This is a genomic window from Geosporobacter subterraneus DSM 17957, assembly GCF_900142145.1.
Taxonomy (GTDB): Bacteria; Bacillota; Clostridia; order Peptostreptococcales; family Thermotaleaceae; genus Geosporobacter; species Geosporobacter subterraneus.
In genome coordinates this window covers 22,140-42,306 of sequence record NZ_FQZV01000025.1, presented here as the reverse complement: position 1 = coordinate 42,306, position 20,167 = coordinate 22,140, and the positions used below count along the sequence as shown (strand labels likewise).

The 20,167-nt window shown below is 41.3% G+C and carries 17 protein-coding genes; 2 read left to right on the top strand and 15 right to left on the bottom strand.

Going from position 1 to position 20,167, the window contains the following annotated elements:
• Nucleotides 1-91: 91 nt before the first annotated feature.
• Nucleotides 92-259, top strand: coding sequence for a DUF1540 domain-containing protein (locus tag BUB56_RS10335; protein WP_110941242.1), 168 nt, complete (start codon nt 92-94; stop codon nt 257-259).
• A gap of 20 nt (nt 260-279) precedes the next feature.
• Here BUB56_RS10335 and BUB56_RS10330 read toward each other — a convergent pair whose 3' ends face one another.
• A complete protein-coding gene (locus BUB56_RS10330) occupies nt 280-705 on the bottom strand; it encodes an NUDIX hydrolase (protein WP_110941241.1) in 426 nt (141 codons plus the stop codon).
• A 273-nt stretch (nt 706-978) separates the two neighbouring features.
• Between BUB56_RS10330 and BUB56_RS10325 the strand changes: the two genes are divergently transcribed.
• Nucleotides 979-1,524: a hypothetical protein gene (locus BUB56_RS10325; RefSeq protein ID WP_110941240.1), complete on the top strand. Its 546-nt coding sequence runs from the start codon at nt 979-981 to the stop codon at nt 1,522-1,524.
• Nucleotides 1,525-1,544: 20 nt separating this feature from the next.
• Here BUB56_RS10325 and BUB56_RS10320 read toward each other — a convergent pair whose 3' ends face one another.
• From BUB56_RS10320 to BUB56_RS10255, 14 genes are all read right to left on the bottom strand, one after another.
• The gene (locus BUB56_RS10320) at nt 1,545-2,927 is read right to left on the bottom strand and encodes a tryptophanase (RefSeq protein WP_110941239.1); all 1,383 of its coding nucleotides are present in this window, start codon (nt 2,925-2,927) and stop codon (nt 1,545-1,547) included.
• Nucleotides 2,928-3,325: 398 nt separating this feature from the next.
• Complete coding sequence (locus BUB56_RS10315; RefSeq protein WP_110941238.1) at nt 3,326-4,663, bottom strand: gluconeogenesis factor YvcK family protein; 1,338 nt, start codon at nt 4,661-4,663, stop codon at nt 3,326-3,328.
• 2 nt (nt 4,664-4,665) lie between these two features.
• Entirely contained in the window at nt 4,666-5,535 is an 870-nt protein-coding gene (gene rapZ / locus BUB56_RS10310) for an RNase adapter RapZ (RefSeq protein ID WP_110941237.1), read from the bottom strand.
• 15 nt (nt 5,536-5,550) lie between these two features.
• Nucleotides 5,551-6,282 carry a PHP domain-containing protein gene (locus BUB56_RS10305; RefSeq protein WP_110941236.1) on the bottom strand — a complete coding sequence of 244 codons (732 nt, stop codon included), beginning with the start codon at nt 6,280-6,282 and terminating at the stop codon, nt 5,551-5,553.
• A 42-nt stretch (nt 6,283-6,324) separates the two neighbouring features.
• The gene (gene murB / locus BUB56_RS10300; RefSeq protein WP_110941235.1) at nt 6,325-7,239 is read right to left on the bottom strand and encodes a UDP-N-acetylmuramate dehydrogenase; all 915 of its coding nucleotides are present in this window, start codon (nt 7,237-7,239) and stop codon (nt 6,325-6,327) included.
• Between the two features lie 94 nt (nt 7,240-7,333).
• Nucleotides 7,334-8,707: an ABC transporter substrate-binding protein gene (locus BUB56_RS10295; protein ID WP_207650426.1), complete on the bottom strand. Its 1,374-nt coding sequence runs from the start codon at nt 8,705-8,707 to the stop codon at nt 7,334-7,336.
• A 117-nt stretch (nt 8,708-8,824) separates the two neighbouring features.
• Nucleotides 8,825-11,197 carry a glycogen/starch/alpha-glucan phosphorylase gene (locus BUB56_RS10290; RefSeq protein ID WP_110941234.1) on the bottom strand — a complete coding sequence of 791 codons (2,373 nt, stop codon included), beginning with the start codon at nt 11,195-11,197 and terminating at the stop codon, nt 8,825-8,827.
• 11 nt (nt 11,198-11,208) lie between these two features.
• The gene (malQ, locus tag BUB56_RS10285) at nt 11,209-12,684 is read right to left on the bottom strand and encodes a 4-alpha-glucanotransferase (RefSeq protein WP_110941233.1); all 1,476 of its coding nucleotides are present in this window, start codon (nt 12,682-12,684) and stop codon (nt 11,209-11,211) included.
• A 34-nt stretch (nt 12,685-12,718) separates the two neighbouring features.
• On the bottom strand, nt 12,719-14,872 hold the full coding sequence (locus BUB56_RS10280) for a TIM-barrel domain-containing protein (RefSeq protein WP_110941257.1): 2,154 nt from the start codon (nt 14,870-14,872) through the stop codon (nt 12,719-12,721).
• Between the two features lie 16 nt (nt 14,873-14,888).
• Nucleotides 14,889-15,710 carry a carbohydrate ABC transporter permease gene (locus BUB56_RS10275; protein WP_110941232.1) on the bottom strand — a complete coding sequence of 274 codons (822 nt, stop codon included), beginning with the start codon at nt 15,708-15,710 and terminating at the stop codon, nt 14,889-14,891.
• Entirely contained in the window at nt 15,710-16,576 is an 867-nt protein-coding gene (locus BUB56_RS10270) for a carbohydrate ABC transporter permease (RefSeq protein ID WP_110941231.1), read from the bottom strand. The genes BUB56_RS10275 and BUB56_RS10270 overlap by 1 nt, the downstream gene beginning before the upstream one ends.
• 88 nt (nt 16,577-16,664) lie before the next feature.
• A complete protein-coding gene (locus BUB56_RS10265; protein WP_110941230.1) occupies nt 16,665-18,014 on the bottom strand; it encodes an ABC transporter substrate-binding protein in 1,350 nt (449 codons plus the stop codon).
• Nucleotides 18,015-18,036: 22 nt separating this feature from the next.
• On the bottom strand, nt 18,037-19,137 hold the full coding sequence (locus tag BUB56_RS10260) for an ABC transporter ATP-binding protein (protein ID WP_110941229.1): 1,101 nt from the start codon (nt 19,135-19,137) through the stop codon (nt 18,037-18,039).
• 10 nt (nt 19,138-19,147) lie between these two features.
• On the bottom strand, nt 19,148-20,167 hold the full coding sequence (locus BUB56_RS10255; RefSeq protein WP_110941228.1) for a LacI family DNA-binding transcriptional regulator: 1,020 nt from the start codon (nt 20,165-20,167) through the stop codon (nt 19,148-19,150).

Sequence of the window (20,167 nt, the reverse complement as noted above, 5' to 3'; positions counted from 1 at the left end):
CTTTGTTTATTATTTTGTGTAATATTTGTATGAAATATTTTTTTTTAAAAGACACAAAATATATATGAAACCAACGAGGAGGTGTAAAAGAATGCAAGGAGGACAACATCCTAGAATGGAAGTAATGTGTCATGTAGAAAACTGCCGTTTTTACAAAAATGATTATTGCCATGCAGATAAAATTGAGGTTAACCCTAAACACAGAGATATGGCTCATAATAGCGACGATGCTTTATGCTCAACCTTCATTCCTCAGTAGCAACGTATAATAAGCAGACCTCACCGGCCGGTGAGGTCTTTCTCTATCTGTTTTATGGCTTTTTCAATAATTTCCCGCTCATCATCGTATTTTGCCAGCTCAATTGCCCGGTTCATATGCACGAATTTTGCTTCAATAAATCCTTCATCTTTTAAAGGTATACATTCCATATTGCGTGCTTTCATTAAATACCAATGAACCGTCTTATTTACCGTTTCGTGGTCCTGCCAACTATTTTTAAAAGAATAGTTGATCTTTCCCAAATATCTCAGCACCTCGGCCTTTACACCGCCTTCTTCAAATACCTCTCTCACAGCTGCATTACTGGTTTCCTCATCAATTTCTACCTTACCCTTAGGTAAAACCCAGTCTCCATTATATTTTCTGAGCAGTAAAATGGCATTTCCGAAAACAACGACACCTCCTGAGCTGATCTCTTCCCTCACAACGTCCACTCCTTCTATTTGAAACAATCTTTTGTTCTTTTATTCGATTCTTCGTCTAGGCCTATTTTCCTGCCAAATGTCTATATATAATAAATTACCATAATCCCCTATGCCTTTCAATGTTAAATTACATGAAAAAGTTTTAAATTTCCTTGCACCTAAAAAAAACCAAATTTGTTAGACTGCATCTTATTATACACATTTGCCCTCGGTTATTCCTGTATTTCTTAGAAAAAATAATAATAAGAATTAGAATAAAAAGCAGGTGAAAAAATGTCTATTCACGAAAGATTTATTATTAATCTTCAGGGCAAAAACTTTGTAACCTATGAGGGCCTCCTGGACTTGGCCCACCAACAGGATCTGGAATCCATAACCGTAGACCTGGTTCAGCTTCCTTCACAAGATAATGCCTATACAGCGGTATGTAAAGCCACGGTGAAAACAAAGGATAAAGTTTTTACCGATTTTGGGGATGCCAGTCCCAATTCTGTGCGCAGCACCTTAACGCCCCACATCATTCGCATGGCGTCTACGAGGGCAAAGGCTAGGGCTTTAAGGGACTTTACGAATATCGGAATGACAGCTATTGAGGAGCTTGACCTGAAGGACCTAGAGGATACCGGTATCGGCGGGGAATTACCGAATCCATCTATAGAGCCCCCTGTATCTGAGGACCCACCTACACAAAGACAGCTGGATACGATTAAAAAGCTTTCTGGAACACTTGGAATATCAGTTAACTTAGAAAATTTAACCAAGCGGACCGCTGGAGAATTGATATCTAAAATGCTGGATGAAAAATATAAGCGGCACTAATATGCCGCTTGTTTTTTGATTTACTTCACTGGTCTTAGCTTGGCTGTAAAATGTCTCAACACCTTTGGCTCATATTGGAAAGTCAATCCTACCAGTTTATCTGCATTCTTAAATACTTCAATGACCGCGTCGGCTACTACATCCATATGACGATTGGTATATACCCTTCGAGGAATAGTAAGCCGCATCAATTCCAGGGGTGATTCCAAATTTTCTCCCGTATCCGGATCTCTTCCCAGAAGGAAAGATCCAATTTCTACAGGTCTTACACCAGCCTCCAAATATACGGCATTGCAGACTGCCTGGGCGGGAAACTGGTCATAGGGGATATGGGGACAGATTTTTTTACAATCTACGAAAACCGCATGGCCTCCTGTTGGATATTGGATCGGTACACCCGCCTCCATCAATCGATCCCCTAAATATTTCACCTGCTCAATTCGGTATTCCAGATAATCCAACTCTACACCTTCCTGCATTCCCACCGCTAATGCTTCCATATCTCTTCCGGATAAGCCCCCGTAGGTTGGGAAACCTTCCATAGGAACGATAGTAGATCGACAAAGCGTATAAAGCTCCTCATCTTCCTTGATGCCGATCAATCCACCCATATTTACTAATCCATCTTTTTTAGCACTCATTGTAAACCCATCGGCATAGCTGAACATTTCTTTTACAATTTCCCTTATGGACTTGTCTTGATAGCCGGACTCACGCATCTTGATAAAATAAGCATTTTCAGCGTATCGTGCTGCGTCAATGATTACTTTTATACCGTACTTATCCGCTATACTCTTTACACCACGGATATTTGCCATAGAAACCGGCTGCCCGCCGGCAGAGTTGCAGGTTACCGTAACAACGATTAAGCCAATCTTTTCAGCCCCATGGGTCTTAATAAAATCCTCCAGCTTTTCAAGATCAAAATCTCCTTTAAAATCGTCATAGGTTGTAGTATCAAAGGCTTTTTCGGCGATCATGTTGATGGCCCTGCCGCCGGCTATTTCTATATGGGCCTTGGTAGTATCAAAGTGCATATTTCCTAATACATAATCACCCTTGTTTTTAATTAAGCTCGGAAATACTACCTGCTCTGCTCCTCTTCCCTGGTGGGCTGGAATCACATACTTATACCCAATAATGTCCTGTACCGATGCCTCCAGCTTATAGAAGCTTTTACTGCCTGCATAGGATTCATCGGCAATCATCATCCCCGCCCATTGTGCATCGCTCATGGCACCGGTACCACTGTCAGTTAACAGGTCGATATATACATCTTCCGCTTTCAAGGCAAAAGGGTTATATCCAGCTTCAATCAGCGCCCTCTCCCTTTCCTCCCTAGAAATCATACGGATGGGTTCAACCATTTTAATTTTGAATGGTTCAGCCTTTCTAATGCTCATTCTATAAACCTCCCTTAGTTATAAATTACTGTCCTCAGGTGTTATAAATTAATTTTATTGCTTAAAATTTTTTTGTATCTCCTATATTATTCTACCTTCTATATAAAAATCCTCTTGCTTTTATAATCTTTTCTTATATTATGTGTAGGTTCTCAGAAAAAAACTTATGAAATCATTGATTTCATAAGTTCTTGTTTTGAAAAACCAAGTCATAACATATAATGGTTAAATTTTGAAGACTAATTTCGAGACTGCTGAAAAAATCAAATAATACCTTGTGTTCACAGGATTTTCATTCCGAGCACAGCGAAGAATCTAAGCATTTAAGCCACTTCAAAGATTCTTCATTTCACTACGTTTCATTCAGAATGACAAAACCTGGACTTTTCAGTGATCTCCTAATTTCTGCTTACTTTTTTCAATTTATCATGAAAAAAATAATAATCCAAAATCCGGATCTTATCTGTAGCATATTTTTCTTCTAGCGCCAGCTTGATGATCTGCTCTGAAAGTCTGTCGGTATCATGTCGTATATACTGTTTTTTTACCTCAAGGAATCTGCCTTCCTGAATACGAATGCCCGCCTTCATGATCCGGTCCCGGTCCTCCTGATTGAGCAAAACAGGCGTAGCCCCGTCTTTTTCATACTTTTCCAGCACTTCCAGAGGTACTGCCTCATTGTTTATAAACACATAATCTATGACCTGCCCTTTCATGTGAGCCTCAATAGCTTCTAAGTGCTTCCAGACACCATAGCCGTCGGTTTCACCGGGCTGAGTCATCACATTGGCCACATAAACCCGCATGGCAGAGGTCTTTCTTATTGCCTCGGCAATATCCCTGACTAAGAGATTGGGAATGACACTGGTGTAAAGGCTTCCCGGTCCTAAAATCACCACATCTGCATTTTTTATAGCCTCTATTGCTTCCTTTAATGGTTTTACATGATCCGGTTTTATAAAAACCTGATCGATTTCACTCTCATACTCCCTTGCTTTTACTGGAATTTGGGATTCACCTTTGATCACTTTACCGTTTTTTAGTTTTCCATATAGGATAATATCCTCGGTAGTGACGGGCAATACTTTCCCTGTAACAGCCAGAACATCATTAATTTTTCCGATAGCTTCTTCAAAATTATCTGATATGCCATTCATGGCAGCTATTAATAAATTTCCAAAGCTTTGTCCTTTCAAGCTTCCTTCAGAAAACCGATATTGCAGCAGCTGCTCCATAATCGGCTCTGTATCTGCCAGAGCAAGTATACAGTTGCGGATATCCCCCGGTGGAAGCATGCCTAAATCTTCTCTTAGCTTCCCAGAGCCACCACCATCATCTGCCACTGTAACAATGGCCGTGATATTTAGGGTGTATTTTTTAATACCCCGTAATAGGATAGAGAGTCCTGTGCCCCCGCCGACTACTACGACCTTAGGCCCCCTCATCAGAACCCGTTTATCGTAAAGTTTTTTGTCGATGCGGCTCCGATAGCTGGTTCCTTCCCCCGGAATATCCAGGATGTTCAAAACAGACAGAAGGCCTCGCTTTACTGCAATACCTACAAACAAGCTGCCTAGAAACAACATGCCCAAAGCATGGCTAGATAGTGTTTTTTCACCTAATACATAACTTATGATGGGATATATTCCCATAGACACTAAAAAAATTCCCATTACCCCTAATGCAATCCATCGTTTTATTTTCAACCCCGGCTTTAACCAATCCGTAAGGTTCATATCTAGTTACTCCCTACCGTTCTTACTGAATCCCTGTGGTTGATCATGGCCCTATGCCCTTTCTCTTTCAGGGTTTCATACAATATGTTGGCAATGGTCACAGATCGATGTTTTCCGCCTGTACAGCCAATGGCTATTACCAATTGTGATTTGCCCTCTTTAATATATAGGGGTATGAGAAAATCGATCATATCCTTCAGCTTTTCCACAAAGGAAATGCTCTCAGGCCACTTCATAACATAGTCCCGAACGTTTTGATCATCTCCTGTATAGTCCCGCAGCTCATCTATATAATGGGGATTGGGCAGAAAGCGCACATCAAAAACTAAATCCGCGTCCAATGGAATGCCTTTTTTAAACCCAAAGGAAAGGATAGATATGGTTAAGTTACTGGATTTGATGCCCTGCATAAAGATTTGGTTGATTTCTTCCTTTAGGTTAGCAGGAGTCAGTTTGGAAGTATCAATGATATAATGGGCCATTTCCTTCAACCTTGCCAGTTTCTTTCTTTCAGCAGTAATACCTTCGATGATCCGATCTCCAGGACTTAGGGGGTGGTCTCGTCGGGATTCCTTAAACCTCTTGATCAACACCTCATCAGAAGTCTCCAAAAACAGGATTTCATACTCATACCCAACACGTCTAAGCATGTCCAGATTTTCAAATAGATCATCAAAAAAACGTCCGCCGCGGATATCGATTACCAGAGCAACCTTATCAATATCTCCTTGGGCATGTAAACATAACTCTGTAAACTTCGGGATTAGGGATGCGGGCAGGTTATCTACACAATAGAATCCTAGGTCTTCCATGCTTTTCATAGCCTGACTTTTCCCTGCACCTGACAATCCCGTAATAATTACAAATTTCATAGAATCCCCCTTTTATTATTCCTCTGCGTTTAAGATTTGATGAACAGGTACACCGGCAGCAATGGCACGATCCAAGCCAGGCTTTGTATTTCCCACATCCTCAGGCCTGTGAGCATCGCTGCTGACCACAAATTTTACGCCTTCCTTCATAGCCACCTTAATATATTCAATGGTCAGGTGACCATGACTGCTATTAATCTCTAAGGCGGTATTTCTCGCAGCAGCTGCTTTTGCCAATTCCTTCGTATCGATGTGAGCTTTTGCTCCAGGATGGGTAATTACATCAATAGCATTATTGTGCACTGCTGCTACCACAGCCTTGGTATTTAGAATCTTAGACTTATTCACAATAGAAGGAAGGTGCTTGGCCAATAGGTTGTAAGCATGGATTTTTGTACCATCTATTAGATTTTCCGGCAGTGCCCCAAAGTGGTAGCCTGCCAGTAGAATATCCAAATGCTTCAGCATCTCCTGATCTACATCTATTTTTCCATCAAGGCCGATAATATTTGCCTCAATACCTAACTTTACTTTGATTTTATCTGTGCTTCTGTTGATCTGGTCAATCTCTTTACGCATCTTTTCCAGATCTTTTTTCTTAATTCCAAAGCCTATATGCTTTGGCCCATGATCGGCAATGGCAACCTCTTTTAATCCTTTCCGGATAGCTACCTGAACGTTTTCTTCGATAGTCCCTTTACCATGACTATACTTCGTATGGGTATGATAATCTGCAACAATCTTCATTGGTTTCACTCCAATTCATAGATTTCCCCCTAAAAAATTCCCTTACTCTTCTCCAATGATTCTTACTTCAGGATGCAGGTCAACACCAAATTTATCCCGTACCACTTTTTGTACTAAGCCTACAAGATTTAATACATCCTCTGCAGTTGCTTTTCCTACATTGACGATGAAGCCGGAATGCAAATCCGATACCTGTGCATCCCCGACCCGGACACCCTTTAGTCCGGAATCCTCGATCAGCTTGCCTGCAAAATATCCAGGAGGTCTTTTAAATGTACTGCCCGCACTAGGCAGATGCAGCGGCTGCTTGGAGGTACGCTTATAGGTCAAGTCATCGGTTATTTCTTTAACCTTTTTTATATCTCCCGGCTGCAATGCGATTTCCGCCTCCAGTACAATATAGCCCTTCTTTAAAACAATGCTGTTTCTATAGTCTAATTCTAAGGCATCCTTATCTAAATATACTACATTTCCTCTATCATCCATTAGGGCGGCTCCACGAAGCACATCCTTCATTTCTCCGCCATAGGCACCGGCATTCATGGCAACTGCACCCCCAAGAGTTCCAGGTATGCCACTGGCAAATTCAAAGCCTTCTAAGGCATATTCCATGATTTTCTTTGACAATGTGGATAATAAAATTCCCGCCTGAGCTTTAACAATATTACCTTCTATTTTTACAGCATTAAAGTTTTCTGCTATCTTGATAACTACACCGCGGATTCCTTTATCCCTCACAAGAAGATTACTGCCGTTTCCGATGATCTGATAAGGTATGCTGTATTCCTTGCAGGTGACCAGAGCGTGTCTTAGCTCCTCTAGTGTAGCCGGCAGCACCATAATATCCGCAGGCCCTCCGATTTTAAAAGATGTATGCTTAGACATATACTCATTAATACGCAGATGATCTATATGAACTTTCTCCAGAAGCTTCTGTTGAATGATTTCTATGTTCACTGATTCCACTCCTCATCATTTCTTTTTTAATCTTTGAATGAATCACATTTAGTATACCTCTTTACCTAATGAAATACAAGGAAAACTCGCTTTTTTATCGGTGTCCCTGTCCTTCTTTTCGCTTCATTTCTAAAAAAGCATCTATTTTAAATTTGGCATCTGCGATTGCCTCCTCTACAGTTTTCTTTCCTAATACCGCTTGTCGAATCTGACTCTGAAGAATTCCGTCAATGGTCGTCCAGTAGGGATGTCTAGGCAGATTTTGCGTATAGGGAAGACTCTTCTCTATGGTAGACATCATCGGGTCATTTTCATAGATATTTCCTGCGCTCTTTTTCACCGGAAAAACCCCCAGTCGATGGAGTTCTTGCTGACTTTTTTCATCAGTAATGAATTTTAAAAACTTAACACACATCTCCAGTTTTGCCGGGTCTTCCTGCCTAAAAATTCCGTAGGCCGACACATTGGCAGAAACCGATACAGGAAGCCCTTTCTCACCGATAGGATAGTTAGCTACTGAAAATTCAAAGCCTGCACCCTGCTGTCTAAGCCGGTTTAGCGTATTTACGGTCCAGGTTCCGGCAGGATATACAGCCACCGATTTATCTCTATAGAAAGTCAACCATGCTTGGTTTTCCGTGTTTTCTCCAAAGTTGTCTGGTGTAACTTTATGTAGCTGCTTGAGATCTACCAGCTTTTGCAACCCTTTTTTTGCACGGTCATCATCAAAGCGATAAATCAGATTCTCTTCATCAAAGATTTCAGCCCCGTCACCCAGCAGAATTCCCCACAAATTATAAGCATAGGTATCGATAAAGCTATTAAAACCATAACAATCCATTTTCCCATTTCCATCTCTGTCAAAAGTCAGTGCTTTTAATGCATCAACAAATTCATCATAGGTCCAGTTTCCATCCCTGGGAAGTTCTACTCCCTTTTCACGAAACAAATCATTGTTCAAAAGCATCGTATAGGTAGTCATCATCCAGGGAAAACCCCAAGTTTTCCCCTCATAACGAACAGCTGCAATCGCCTGGGTTTTATAATCATCCTGTTCCTCTCTCGTCAGAAAACTATCTACAGGCTCCAGCAGTTTTCTTGAAACAATGCCATAATCAGCTGCCACAGGTGCAATATCCGGTACTTCCCCAGTGCTGACGGCAGTCTCCAATTGAATGGGTCCAGATGCAAAATCAATAGGTGTCAGCTCTATGTATACCCCTGGATTTGCTTTCTCAAATGCCTTTATTTTCCCGCTGATCCACCCGTACCGACTGCCGGTTGAAGCATCCAATCGCGGATAATCCCATAAAGTAATAACGCCTTTCCATGGACTGACTTCTTTATGATCAACCATATAATCTGGTATTGGTTTGCATAGTAAAAAATAGATAGGTCCGAAAACTACAAAGGCCCATAATAGCAGCATAAAAAAAAGAGCAAAAGGTCCAACCTTCCTGTTCTGCATTCCCTCCACCTCCTACTCTATTTTATTAGACAGAGGGTATCGATATGCACAACAACTTTCTGAAAAGGAATACCCCCAGCAGCATTGCCGCTAAGGGTATGGGAGAGAAACTACGATCTATATCTTATTTGGTTCAATATGCCATATTTTTTTAGCATATTCATCAATAGTACGATCGGTGCTAAACTTACCTGAATTAACTAAATTCAACCAACACTTTTTCGCCCACTCCAGAGGCTGCCGATACGCAAGATCGACCGCCTGTTGCGCTTTTCGATAGTCTTCAAAATCTCTGCAGATAAAATAATTGTCCGCTTTATGCCAAGCAGCCCCTTCCAGAATCGATTGATGCAGTTCTTGAAACATACCGGTTCCACCATCATCAAAGGTTCCATCGGTCAGTGCATCGATTACGCGCTTTAATCCCGGCACCTGCTCATAGTAAACCTTTGGGTTATAATGATCCTGGATTTCCACCAGTTCTTCCACTCTGGCACCAAAAATAAAGTTGTTTGCTTCGCCTGCTTCCTCAACGATTTCTACATTTGCTCCATCGTAGGTGCCTAGGGTAGGCGTTCCATTCAGCATAAACTTCATATTCCCCGTACCGGAGGCTTCCTTCCCCGCAGTCGAAATCTGCTCAGATACATCTGCAGCAGGAAATAATTTTTCTGCATAAGAAACCCCATAATTCTGTACAAATACAACTTTAATCTTACCATGAATTTCTGGGTCGCCGTTGACAAGCACAGCTATTTCATTAATGAATTTGATGACCGCCTTAGCCCGGTAATATCCTGGGGCCGCCTTAGCTCCGAAAATAAAAGTTCGTGGCACAATTTCCAATTCCGGGTTTTCCTTTAATCGATAATAGAGATCTAAAATATGGAAAGCGTTCAGCAGCTGCCGCTTGTACTCATGGAGCCGCTTAATCTGAATATCAAAAATGGAATTGGGGTCAATGAGAATACCCTCATGATCATGAATATATGCTGCCAGCTGTCTTTTCTTTACAGCCTTAATCTTCATAAAACGCTCCAATACTTCCTGATTGTCCGTATATTTTTCCAATTCTTTTAACCTACTTAGATCTTTAATCCAGGCCTTTGTTCCCAAGAGCTCTGTGATCAAGTCAGCCAGCTCTGGATTGCTTAATAACAGCCATCTTCTGGGAGTAACTCCATTGGTCTTATTCTGAAACCTTTCAGGATACAGCTCATACCAATCCTTCAATTCACACTCAATGAGAATCTTCGTATGCAGAGCCGCAACTCCATTGGTGGTATGACAGCCATAAATAGCCAGCCATGCCATTCGAATGCGATTTTTGGACATGATTCTCATTTTTTCAATCTGCTCTTTGCTATAGCCTTTCTCTTTTAATTCGTTGACAAACTGTTTGTCAATTTGCTGGATGATTTGATATATCCTTGGCAGCAGCTTGCGGTATAGTGCACTATCCCACTGTTCCAAAGCCTCCGCCAAAATGGTATGATTTGTATATGCAAAGGTTTTTACAGTAACCTTCCATGCCTCATCCCACAGCATTCCCTCCTGGTCCGTGAGTAAGCGCATTAACTCCGGTATAGCAACCACCGGATGGGTATCATTCAACTGCACTGCGTGAAACTGTGCAAATTCTCTAAAATCTTTTCCATGATTCTGTTTATATCTCCGAATCATATCCTGCAGAGAAGCTGAGACAAAAAAGTACTGCTGCTTTAACCTTAATATTTTACCTTCTTTCTCTGAGTCATTGGGGTATAATACTCGTGATATATCCTCTGCCCTATTTTTCTCCCTTACAGCCTGATCGTATTTCTGATTATTAAAGAGCTGAAAGTCGAATTCTGTTATCGGCTCTGCCTGCCAGAGCCGGAGCGTATTAATATTTTTTGTGTCATATCCTAGGATAGGCATATCATAAGGAATTGCCTGCACCTTTCCATCGGAAAATTCAACCACTACGCGATCCTCTGTTCTAGGTACTGACCACGGATCTCCCCAGCGAAGCCAGTGATCGCCCTCCTCCACCTGAAATCCCTTTTCAAATCTCTGTTTAAAAATTCCGTACCGATAGCGGATACCATATCCTGTTACCGGCAGGTTTAAAGTGGCACAGGAGTCCAGGAAACAAGCAGCCAATCTTCCAAGCCCCCCATTGCCCAATCCCGCGTCTTCTTCTGCTGACTCCAAATCTCGGATATCAATTCCTAACTTATCTAAGGCTTCTTTTACATTTTCATAGATGCCAAGATTTATTAGATTGTTGCCTAAGGCTCTTCCCATTAAGAATTCAGCAGACAAATAACAGGCTTGCTTGCCTTGCTTATATGCAGTTTCTGTACGATTCCAATCATCAGCAATCAGTGTCATCACGGTTTTTGCAACAGCATAGTATTTCTCTTGTTTAGATGCCTTTTCTATACCTTTCCCAAAGTCAGCCCTCAGCATGGTGTCAACCATATCCATAAAGTTTCTTTTATTCATTCCTACGTACCCTACCTTCCATATCGTTTCGTTAATTGATAAATCTTATCTGCCAATTCTTCTGTGAAGGCTTCCTTCTTAGCACGCCACAGCCAATTTCCCCCTACCGTAGATGGGATATTCATCCGATGCTGGCTGCCTAACCCTAGGAAGTCTTGCATTGGAGCGATAGCCAATTGACCTACTGAGCTCCACGCACCACGGATAAATCCCCAATGATAACCTTCTGCCGCCGTTAGATGCAAATAGTCCACCGCATAGGCAACATCCGCTTTTGAAGCTGTTTCCATCCAGCCAATGATCGTATCATTGTCATGGGTTCCAGTATAGACTACACAGTTTTTATCGTAATTGTGAGGCAAATAGTCGCTTTCTTCCCTAGTATCAAAGGCAAACTGCAATACCTTCATCCCCGGATATCCTGAATCCACCCTAAACTGGAGAACTTCGTCTGTTAAAAAGCCCAAGTCTTCCGCAATAATGTCCACATTACCCAATTGAGCCTTTACTGCATCAAAAAGCTTCATGGCCGGACCCTTTACCCAGCGTCCTGGGGCAGCAGTTTTACTGCCGTAGGGGATTTCCCAATAGGATTCGAAGCCTCTAAAATGATCAATACGAATCACATCATACAGCTTCAGATTTTCACGAATCCTTTCAATCCACCAATCATAGTTTCTCTTCTCCAACACATCCCATCGATAGATAGGGTTCCCCCATAGCTGACCGGTCTCAGAGAAAAAATCTGGTGGGCATCCTGCTACACTGATAGGATTTTTTTCTTCATCCAAGTATAATATTTCACTGTTTGCCCATGCGTCTGCACTATCTTCAGCTACGTAAATCGGGATATCTCCAATCACACGAATCCCTTTTTTATTGGCATATGCCTTTAATGCCGTCCACTGTTTGAAAAAAATATATTGCAAAAAAACCCAGTAATTAATTTCTTCCTTTAATAATCTCCGATAATGGTCAAGGGCCTTTTCATCCCTTTTCTTTATTTCATCACCCCAATCCTTCCAAGGCTTCATCTTAAAATGGTTTTTGACAGCCATATATAGGGCATAATCCTCAACCCAGTTTCCCTGTCCCTGGCGAAATGCATCCATCTCATCATCCAATATTTCTTTACCCTTTTCATAGGCCTTCTTTAATATAGGAAGCTTTCTAAAATATATTTTCTCGTAATCTACTTTTTCTAGATCTTCGCCAAAATGAATAAACTGAAAATCTTCTTTTTGCAACAGTCCTTCCTGTACCAGCAAATCTAAATCTATTAGGTATGGATTCCCCGCAAAGGAAGAGAAGGATTGATAAGGCGAGTCTCCATAGCTTGTTGGCCCTAAGGGTAACAGTTGCCAAAATTTTTGTCCAGCCCTTTCCAGAAAATCTACAAATTCATAGGCATCCTTACCTAGAGTTCCGATTCCATAGGGACTCGGCAGGGAGGTAATATGCATTAAAATACCACTGCTTCTTTTCATCTTCATTTTTCCCCCTACATTTTCATTCAGATATCTACATCAATATCACATTTTTTTCCACAATTCTCCCCTGTTGATCCACAATATCCAATAGGATTTTTTCAACCCTTGGATTTCCTTTCTTCTCAATATGAATATCATAATCATCATGCTTTTTCTTTATGTTGATCCTTATTTCATCGTAAATACCACTTTTATATTCATCCGTCTCACCGTCATCATCATAATAGCAGTAGCTGGCCTGATCCTCTACAAATCCGATACAACGAAGCTGGGTATGATCTAGGGCATCTATGTTTTTTCCGTGACTGCCCATGACCAAAATCTTGTTTTTGCGTATAAATATAGGGATCTCCTTTAGGTCAGCCTCAATGTAATGATGTCCCCTGTGCTTCATCTCGTACTGCTCCGCACCCTGCCGATCAAAATGCCATTGAAGCATATCCTCAGGAAGCCATATATATCTTCCTATGGCATTTTCCTGATAAAGGGGAGCAATCATTATTGATTCTCCCACTAAGAGTTGATCTTCCACCCTTCTAGAAAACTCATCTTCATATTCAAAGGCTAAGGCAGTAAAATATAAATCCTTATGGCGCGCAGCTTTCATATACTCCCCATAGATATAGGGAATCAGTGCATATCTTAATTGAATGATTTTGCGCATGGTTTCCATACTCTCTTCGTCAAAGGCAAAGGGCTCCTGTCTTCTCGTGCCCATTGCCGAATGATTCCGGAATAATGGCGTAAACAGACTTAGCTGCATCCAGCGGATCAGCATTTGTGCATTGGTATCCCCGCTAAAGCCTCCCGTATCTGCACCGATATATAGAAATCCACATAAATTAAGAGCAGGCAGCATCTTTAGATTTAGCAAAATGTGTTCCCACCAGGAGTGATTATCTCCTGTCCAGATTCCCCCGTATCGGTGCATACCAATATAGGAAGCTCTAGAGAATAACAGAAATCGCTTATGGGGGGCGATCTCCTTTAGTCCCTCTGCTGCTGCCTTTGTCATGTTGTAACCGTATAGATTATGGACCTGATGATGGTTGATGCGCTTACCATCAACCTTGTGATAAAAGCTCTGATAGTCCAGAGGATGATTGGATAAATGGATGAAGGCATCTTTTAAAGCGAAAAAGGAGTAGATATCCAGGTTCTGATTTTCAGACAGCTTTGCCTGTTCTAGGGCCTGCTGCAGCCCTCTTTCCGTATAGAAGATGGCAGGCTCGTTCATATCATTCCAAAAACCTTCTATGCCGCAATCTGTCAGTATTTTGTATTGAAGCCCAAACCATTTTCTTGCAGCGGGATTCAGAAAGTCTGGAAAGTGTACCCGACCGGGCCAAACTGCCGCAACAAAGGGGTTATCCTCTTCATCCACACAAAAGTATTCTTTTTTTACCCCTTCCTCATAAATCTCATAGCCAGCCTCAATTTTAACACCGGCATCAATGATCGGTACCAGACGAAATCCCTTTTTTCGCAGTTTTTGGACAAAGTGCTTAAAATTAGGGAATTTGTCAGCATCAATAGTAAAATCCTTAAAATTCTCCATGTAATCTATATCTAAGTAAATAGCATCGCAGGGAATGTCGTATTGATCAAAAGCATCGGCCAACTCCTCAACTGCTTTTTCATCAGGATAGCTCCACCGGGATTGCTGATATCCAAAGGCCCACTTTGGGGGAACATAGCTTTCGCCAATCAGCTTTAAGAAGGCTCTGCTGATCTCACGAAGACCGCTGCCTTCTATAATATAGATATCTGCATCCTTTCCTTCCATCTCTATTTGTAAAATATCTTTATGGGTAAAGCCGATATCGAAAATTATTTTTCCCGGAAAGTCAATGTAGAGTCCAAAGGGCTTTTGACTGTCTATGATGATAAAATTATGGGCTCCGTATAAAGATTTCTTATCTGGCGTATGACGAGGGTCATCGGCACAATAGGACTCAAATAACCCCCCCCGTTTATTCATCCCCCGCTGATTTTCTCCCAGACCCCATATGATATCCTCTTTTCCCATTTCATATTTTATGCTCAATAGATCACCCTCCCCAATGATCAGTCTATCCATATCATCCTGATGCATTGGTATCCCCTCAAGCACTACACTATAGGTTTCGAAAGGGTTCCCAAACCGATATTTTTTGATATTCTCATTGATCTTAAATGTCTTCATAACCTTCACCTTCATTTTATTTTATAGATCCTTGTGTAACGCCCTTTACAATATGCTTTTGGGCTGCAAAGTAGAATAGAATAATGGGTATCATCGCAATCACCAGTCCAGCCAGAGCTAAATCCCATCGTTTCGAATATTGTCCGAAAAAGTAGAACATTTTCAGCGGAATCGTATGCCAGCCCGGTCTGTTGATCACCAGCTGGGGTAATAAAAAGTCATTCCAAATCCACATGGTGTTTAAAATACAAACAGTAACGGTAATCGGCTTCAGCAGCGGGAAAATGATATACCAAAACACCTGAAACATATTGCAGCCGTCTATGATGGCTGCCTCCTCCAGTTCTACCGGTATACTTTTAATAAAGCCGTGATACAACATAATAGATAAGCTGGAGCCAAAGCCAAGATACATAAAGACGATTCCTACACGATTTAACAGACCTAATTTTCCCATCAGGTTAATCAGCGGCAGCATGACGGACTGAAAAGGGATCAGCATTGCTGCTGCAAAGAAAAAGAATAGGAAGGTGCTAAATCTGGACTTTGTTCTTACCAGCATCCAAGCAGCCATGGATGCAAAAATGACAATCAGCAAAGTGCTTGAAACAGTAATCAATAGGGAGTTCAAAAAAGATCTTATAAAATCAAGTTCGATAAAGGCTTGAACATAGTTTTTGAAAGTAAAATACTCTTTAGTAGGAAGTCCCATTACGTTCACAAAAATACCTTTTTGAGTCTTTAGAGAATTTGTAAATACGATATAAAAGGGAGATAAAAACAAAACACCTAACAAAGTACCTAATACGGGCCATCCTATCTGGAACTTGCGCTTCATTACATTTCTACCTCCCTCTTTTTGTTATAACTTAGCTGTGTTAAGGTAATCACTGCCACTGTAATTAAAAAGATTACTGCCTTTGCCTGTGCCAAGCCCAATCGGTTAAAAGTAAAGGCGGTGGAATAAATATTGAGGGCTAGCATCTGAGTTGACTTAAACGGACCTCCATTAGTCAATGCCAGATTTTGATCAAATAGCTTAAAGGAGTTAGATAAGGTTAAAAACATTCCTACAGTAAATGCCGGTGTCACTAAAGGAATCGTGATATGAAACAGTTTTTGCCAAGGCGAAGCACCATCAATCTCAGCAGCCTCCTTTAAGGATTCCGGTACATTTTCTAAGGCTGCAATATAAATGACCATCATATAGCCGGCCAGCTGCCAGGACATCAGAATCACCAAACCCCAGAAACCCGTGGCTGGTGTGGAAAGCCACCCTTCTAAGAAAGCTATACCATAGTTTACACCTACCGTGTCAAAAGCCTTCGTAAAAATGAACTGCCATACAAATCCAAGTATCAATCCTCCGATTAGATTAGGCATAAAGAAAATACTCCGCAGTACATTGCTCATTTTCATGCCCTTTGTCACAAGGAGTGCTAATCCAAAGCCCATTATATTGATGGTGATGACAGATACAAAAGCAAACTTTGCTGTAAATAAAAATGCATTTAAAAAATCCTTATCCTTTGTAAAAATATCAATATAATTCCTCAATCCTACCCAGTTGGCATCGTTTACAATCCCGTTCCAGTCAGTAAAGGAATAATAAATTCCCAATAGTGCGGGTATAATCACCACCATCAAGAATGCAATCAATATCGGTCCAACAAAAAAGCCAAACCAGTATTTTGAATTCTTCATAATATCCTCCTATTGCCATAATCCGCTCATAATCTCCCTATGATAAAGGTTGAGGAGGGCTTTGCTCCCCCCCCAATTTATTACTTTTCTATTTTCTCATTTCAGTCCATTGATTTTTAGCATTTTTCACTGCATCTTCCCACTTTATATCTCCAGATAAGTATTTTTGGATTTCTGTACCCAGCACTTCCATTCCCCATCCCGTTGGGTATCCCATGAAAACCCAAGGCATAGTTCTTCCGGCTTCTGCATATCGCTTCACTGCTTGACCCAGTGGATCTTTAGGCTCTAAGCCTTCATATCCTTTTAGGGGAGGAATAAAGAAAAACTTATTTACAATAAAATCCTTACCTTTTTCAGAGGTATAGAGCCAGTTTAAGAAGTCCTTTGCAGCTGCCTTTTGAGCCTCGGACCCTTTATTGTTTACTGCCCAATACATAGGTACTCCCACTGGGATTGAATCTTCCTTAACACCCTTTACAGGCATTGGTAAAATATCAAGATTATTAGCTACTGTTTCATCGACGGCCTTTACACCCCCATAAATCCAGTTGCCCTGCTGAATAATTGCTACGCGTTCAATGGCGATTCCCTGATCAACCTGCGTCGCATAGTCTACAGCATTTAACTTAGCTTTAGATTTTGCATTTGGTGAATGATCTGCTTGCAGATCCAATAATGCCTTCAATGCATCTGCATGTTTAAACTCAATACTCTTAGCTGCATAAGCATCCAGGGAACTAGGAAATTCTTGTGAGAAGGCTGTATTGGATGCATGCAAACCTGTTACCCATGTCTCTCTTGCTGCTACTTCAAAAGCTGCTTTTAAGTTCGGGAATTTATCCTTTAACTCCCCAGCTTTAATCTTACCATCCAATGTCTTTACGGCAGCTTCTAAGCTTGCGAAATCTTTAATATCCGCAGCATTAATACCAGCAGCTTCGAAGATTGCCTTATTGTATACAAATCCATAGCCTTCTATGTTGAAAGGAAGTGCATATACTTTTCCGTCAACTGTTACTCCGGATAATACCCCTTCCAGTGCCTGCCCTACCCAAGGCTGGTCTGATAAGTCTTCGAGTCTTGTCATCCAATCTTCCACATCCTGCGGTCCGCCGATATTGAAAATATTTGGCTCTTCCCCGGACTGAACCTTAGCCCTTAAAGCAGCACCATAATCATCCCCGCCCCCAACGGTCTGGATATTGATCTTTACATTTGGATGCTCTGCTTCATAAGCTCTGGCAGCTTCATCTAATTCCTTAGCAATTTCTACTTTAAATTGGAAGATATTAAGTGTTACCTCTTCAGCTGCAGGAGGCTGATCACCTGCTGCAGGCGGCGTCGGCTCCTTTGGAGTGCAGGCAGATAGTAAGAAAGCGGACAATACAAAAATCACCATCATACTGAATGCAATTATTCTTTTTGTTGTTTTCATTGAAATCCCCCTCTTATGATCCTTATAAACTTAGATTTAATTCATTGTCATAATCAAAGATATGACACTTATCCATGTGGAAGCAAAAGTGCTTTTCATCATCGTAGCTAAGACCCATAGAGTCCATAGAGTCCAGTTTTGCTGTGATTTGCATATCTCCTAGGCTAAAGTGCACAAAGGATTCATTCCCCATGTGTTCAACCACACTAATTTTACCCTTTAGCGGTACGGTCTCTTCTCTCTCTGTAAAGTCAATATGCTCCGGGCGAATTCCAAACCAAACTTTCTTTCCAACATGGTCTTTGATGCGTTCTCCCTTGCTGTCCGGTAATGTAAGCTCAATCCCCCCCATTTTGAATGCAATACGGTTATTTTTATTAATTAATTCTCCTTCGATGAGATTCATTGAAGGAGAACCAATAAACCCAGCTACAAACTTATTTGCAGGATAATGATAAAGATTTAATGGCGAGTCTACCTGCATTACCTTTCCTAAATGCATGACAGCTATTCTGTCTCCCATCGTCATTGCCTCAACCTGATCGTGGGTGACATAAATCATGGTTGTTTTTAATCTTTTGTGCAATTGCGACAGCTGTACCCGCATATGCACTCTTAGTTTTGCATCCAAGTTTGATAAAGGTTCGTCAAATAAAAATACATCCGGATCTCTGACGATCGCTCTACCCACTGCAACTCTCTGCCGCTGTCCTCCTGAAAGCTCCTTGGGCCTGCGCTGCAGCAGGTCCTCTATACCCAGGATTTTTGCTGTTTCCTTCACCTTCTTATCAATCTGGTCCTTGGGCAGCTTCTTAATTTTCAAGGAAAATCCCATATTTTCATATACTGTCATGTGAGGGTAAAGGGCATAGTTCTGAAATACCATTGCTATGCCTCTGTCCTTTGGCGGGATATCGTTTACCTCTCTATCACCAATGAAAATCTTTCCGCCGCTGATATCTTCCAATCCTGCAATCATCCGCAAGGTTGTAGATTTGGCACATCCTGAGGGTCCTACCAGTACCATAAACTCCCCGTCTTTTATTTCCAGATCGACTCCGTGGACAGCCTTAAACCCGTTGGGGTAAACCTTTTCCACCTGACTCAAAACAACCTTTGCCATAGCCATCCTCCTATACCAATTTTTTACAAGACTCGCTTTCCAGTAGTTCTGTCTTTAAAATAATATGTTGATGGGCTTTATTATTCATAATAATATCGAAGAGTATATCTGCACTCTTTTTACCCATATATTCTCCAGGCTGATTCACTGTTGTAAGCGAGGGGTGAAAAAACTTTGCATAATCAATTCCATCAAATCCCATTACGGATATATCCTCCGGTATCCTCAACCCCCTGTTTAAAATAGCCTTTGCCGCACCGATAGCCATAATATCTGAGGTAACAAATATTGCCGTCAGATCTCCAACTCTATCAACCAATCGATTGAGTGCATCAAACCCGGATTCAAAGGTATATTCCCCGATTTCCTTATAGTTCTCATCATATGAGATTCCGTGATGAGCGATTGCCTTCCTGAAACCTTTTAGTCTTAGATTTCCTACGCATTGATCCTCTTCCCCAGTAGTAATGATTCCTATTTTTTTGTGGCCAAGTCTGCACAGATAATCTACTGCCTCATAGGCCGCCTTTTCATTTTCAATAGTAACGCTAGAGAAGAAGGGTCTTTTGCGGTCCTCCTCCAGGTCCGTTGAGGCCAAAACAAGAGGTGTATCCAAATCCTCTAAATGAGCTTCCTGCAGATTACTGAAATTGCCCCCAAGGCAAATGAGTCCCTTTAATTTTTTCTCCTTTACAAATTCAATTGCTGCCTCAATATCGTTGGCATGATCGTTATTATAGTGCAGAATCATTGTGTATCCGCGGGCAGCCACCTCTTCTTCAATCGATTGCACGATTTTAGCAAAAAAGGGGTTGTATATACCCTTGACCAAAACGCCAATATCTGTAGAATTGCTTCTTTTAAGATTTCTGGCACTATTATTGGGTATATAATTGATCTCCTCAATAATCTCCATTACTTTTTTTCTTGTCTCTTCACTTACATCGGGATGATTATTGATTACCCTAGAAACTGTACTGATTGCAACACCTGCAATCTCTGCTATATCTTTAATATTTGCGTTTGCCAT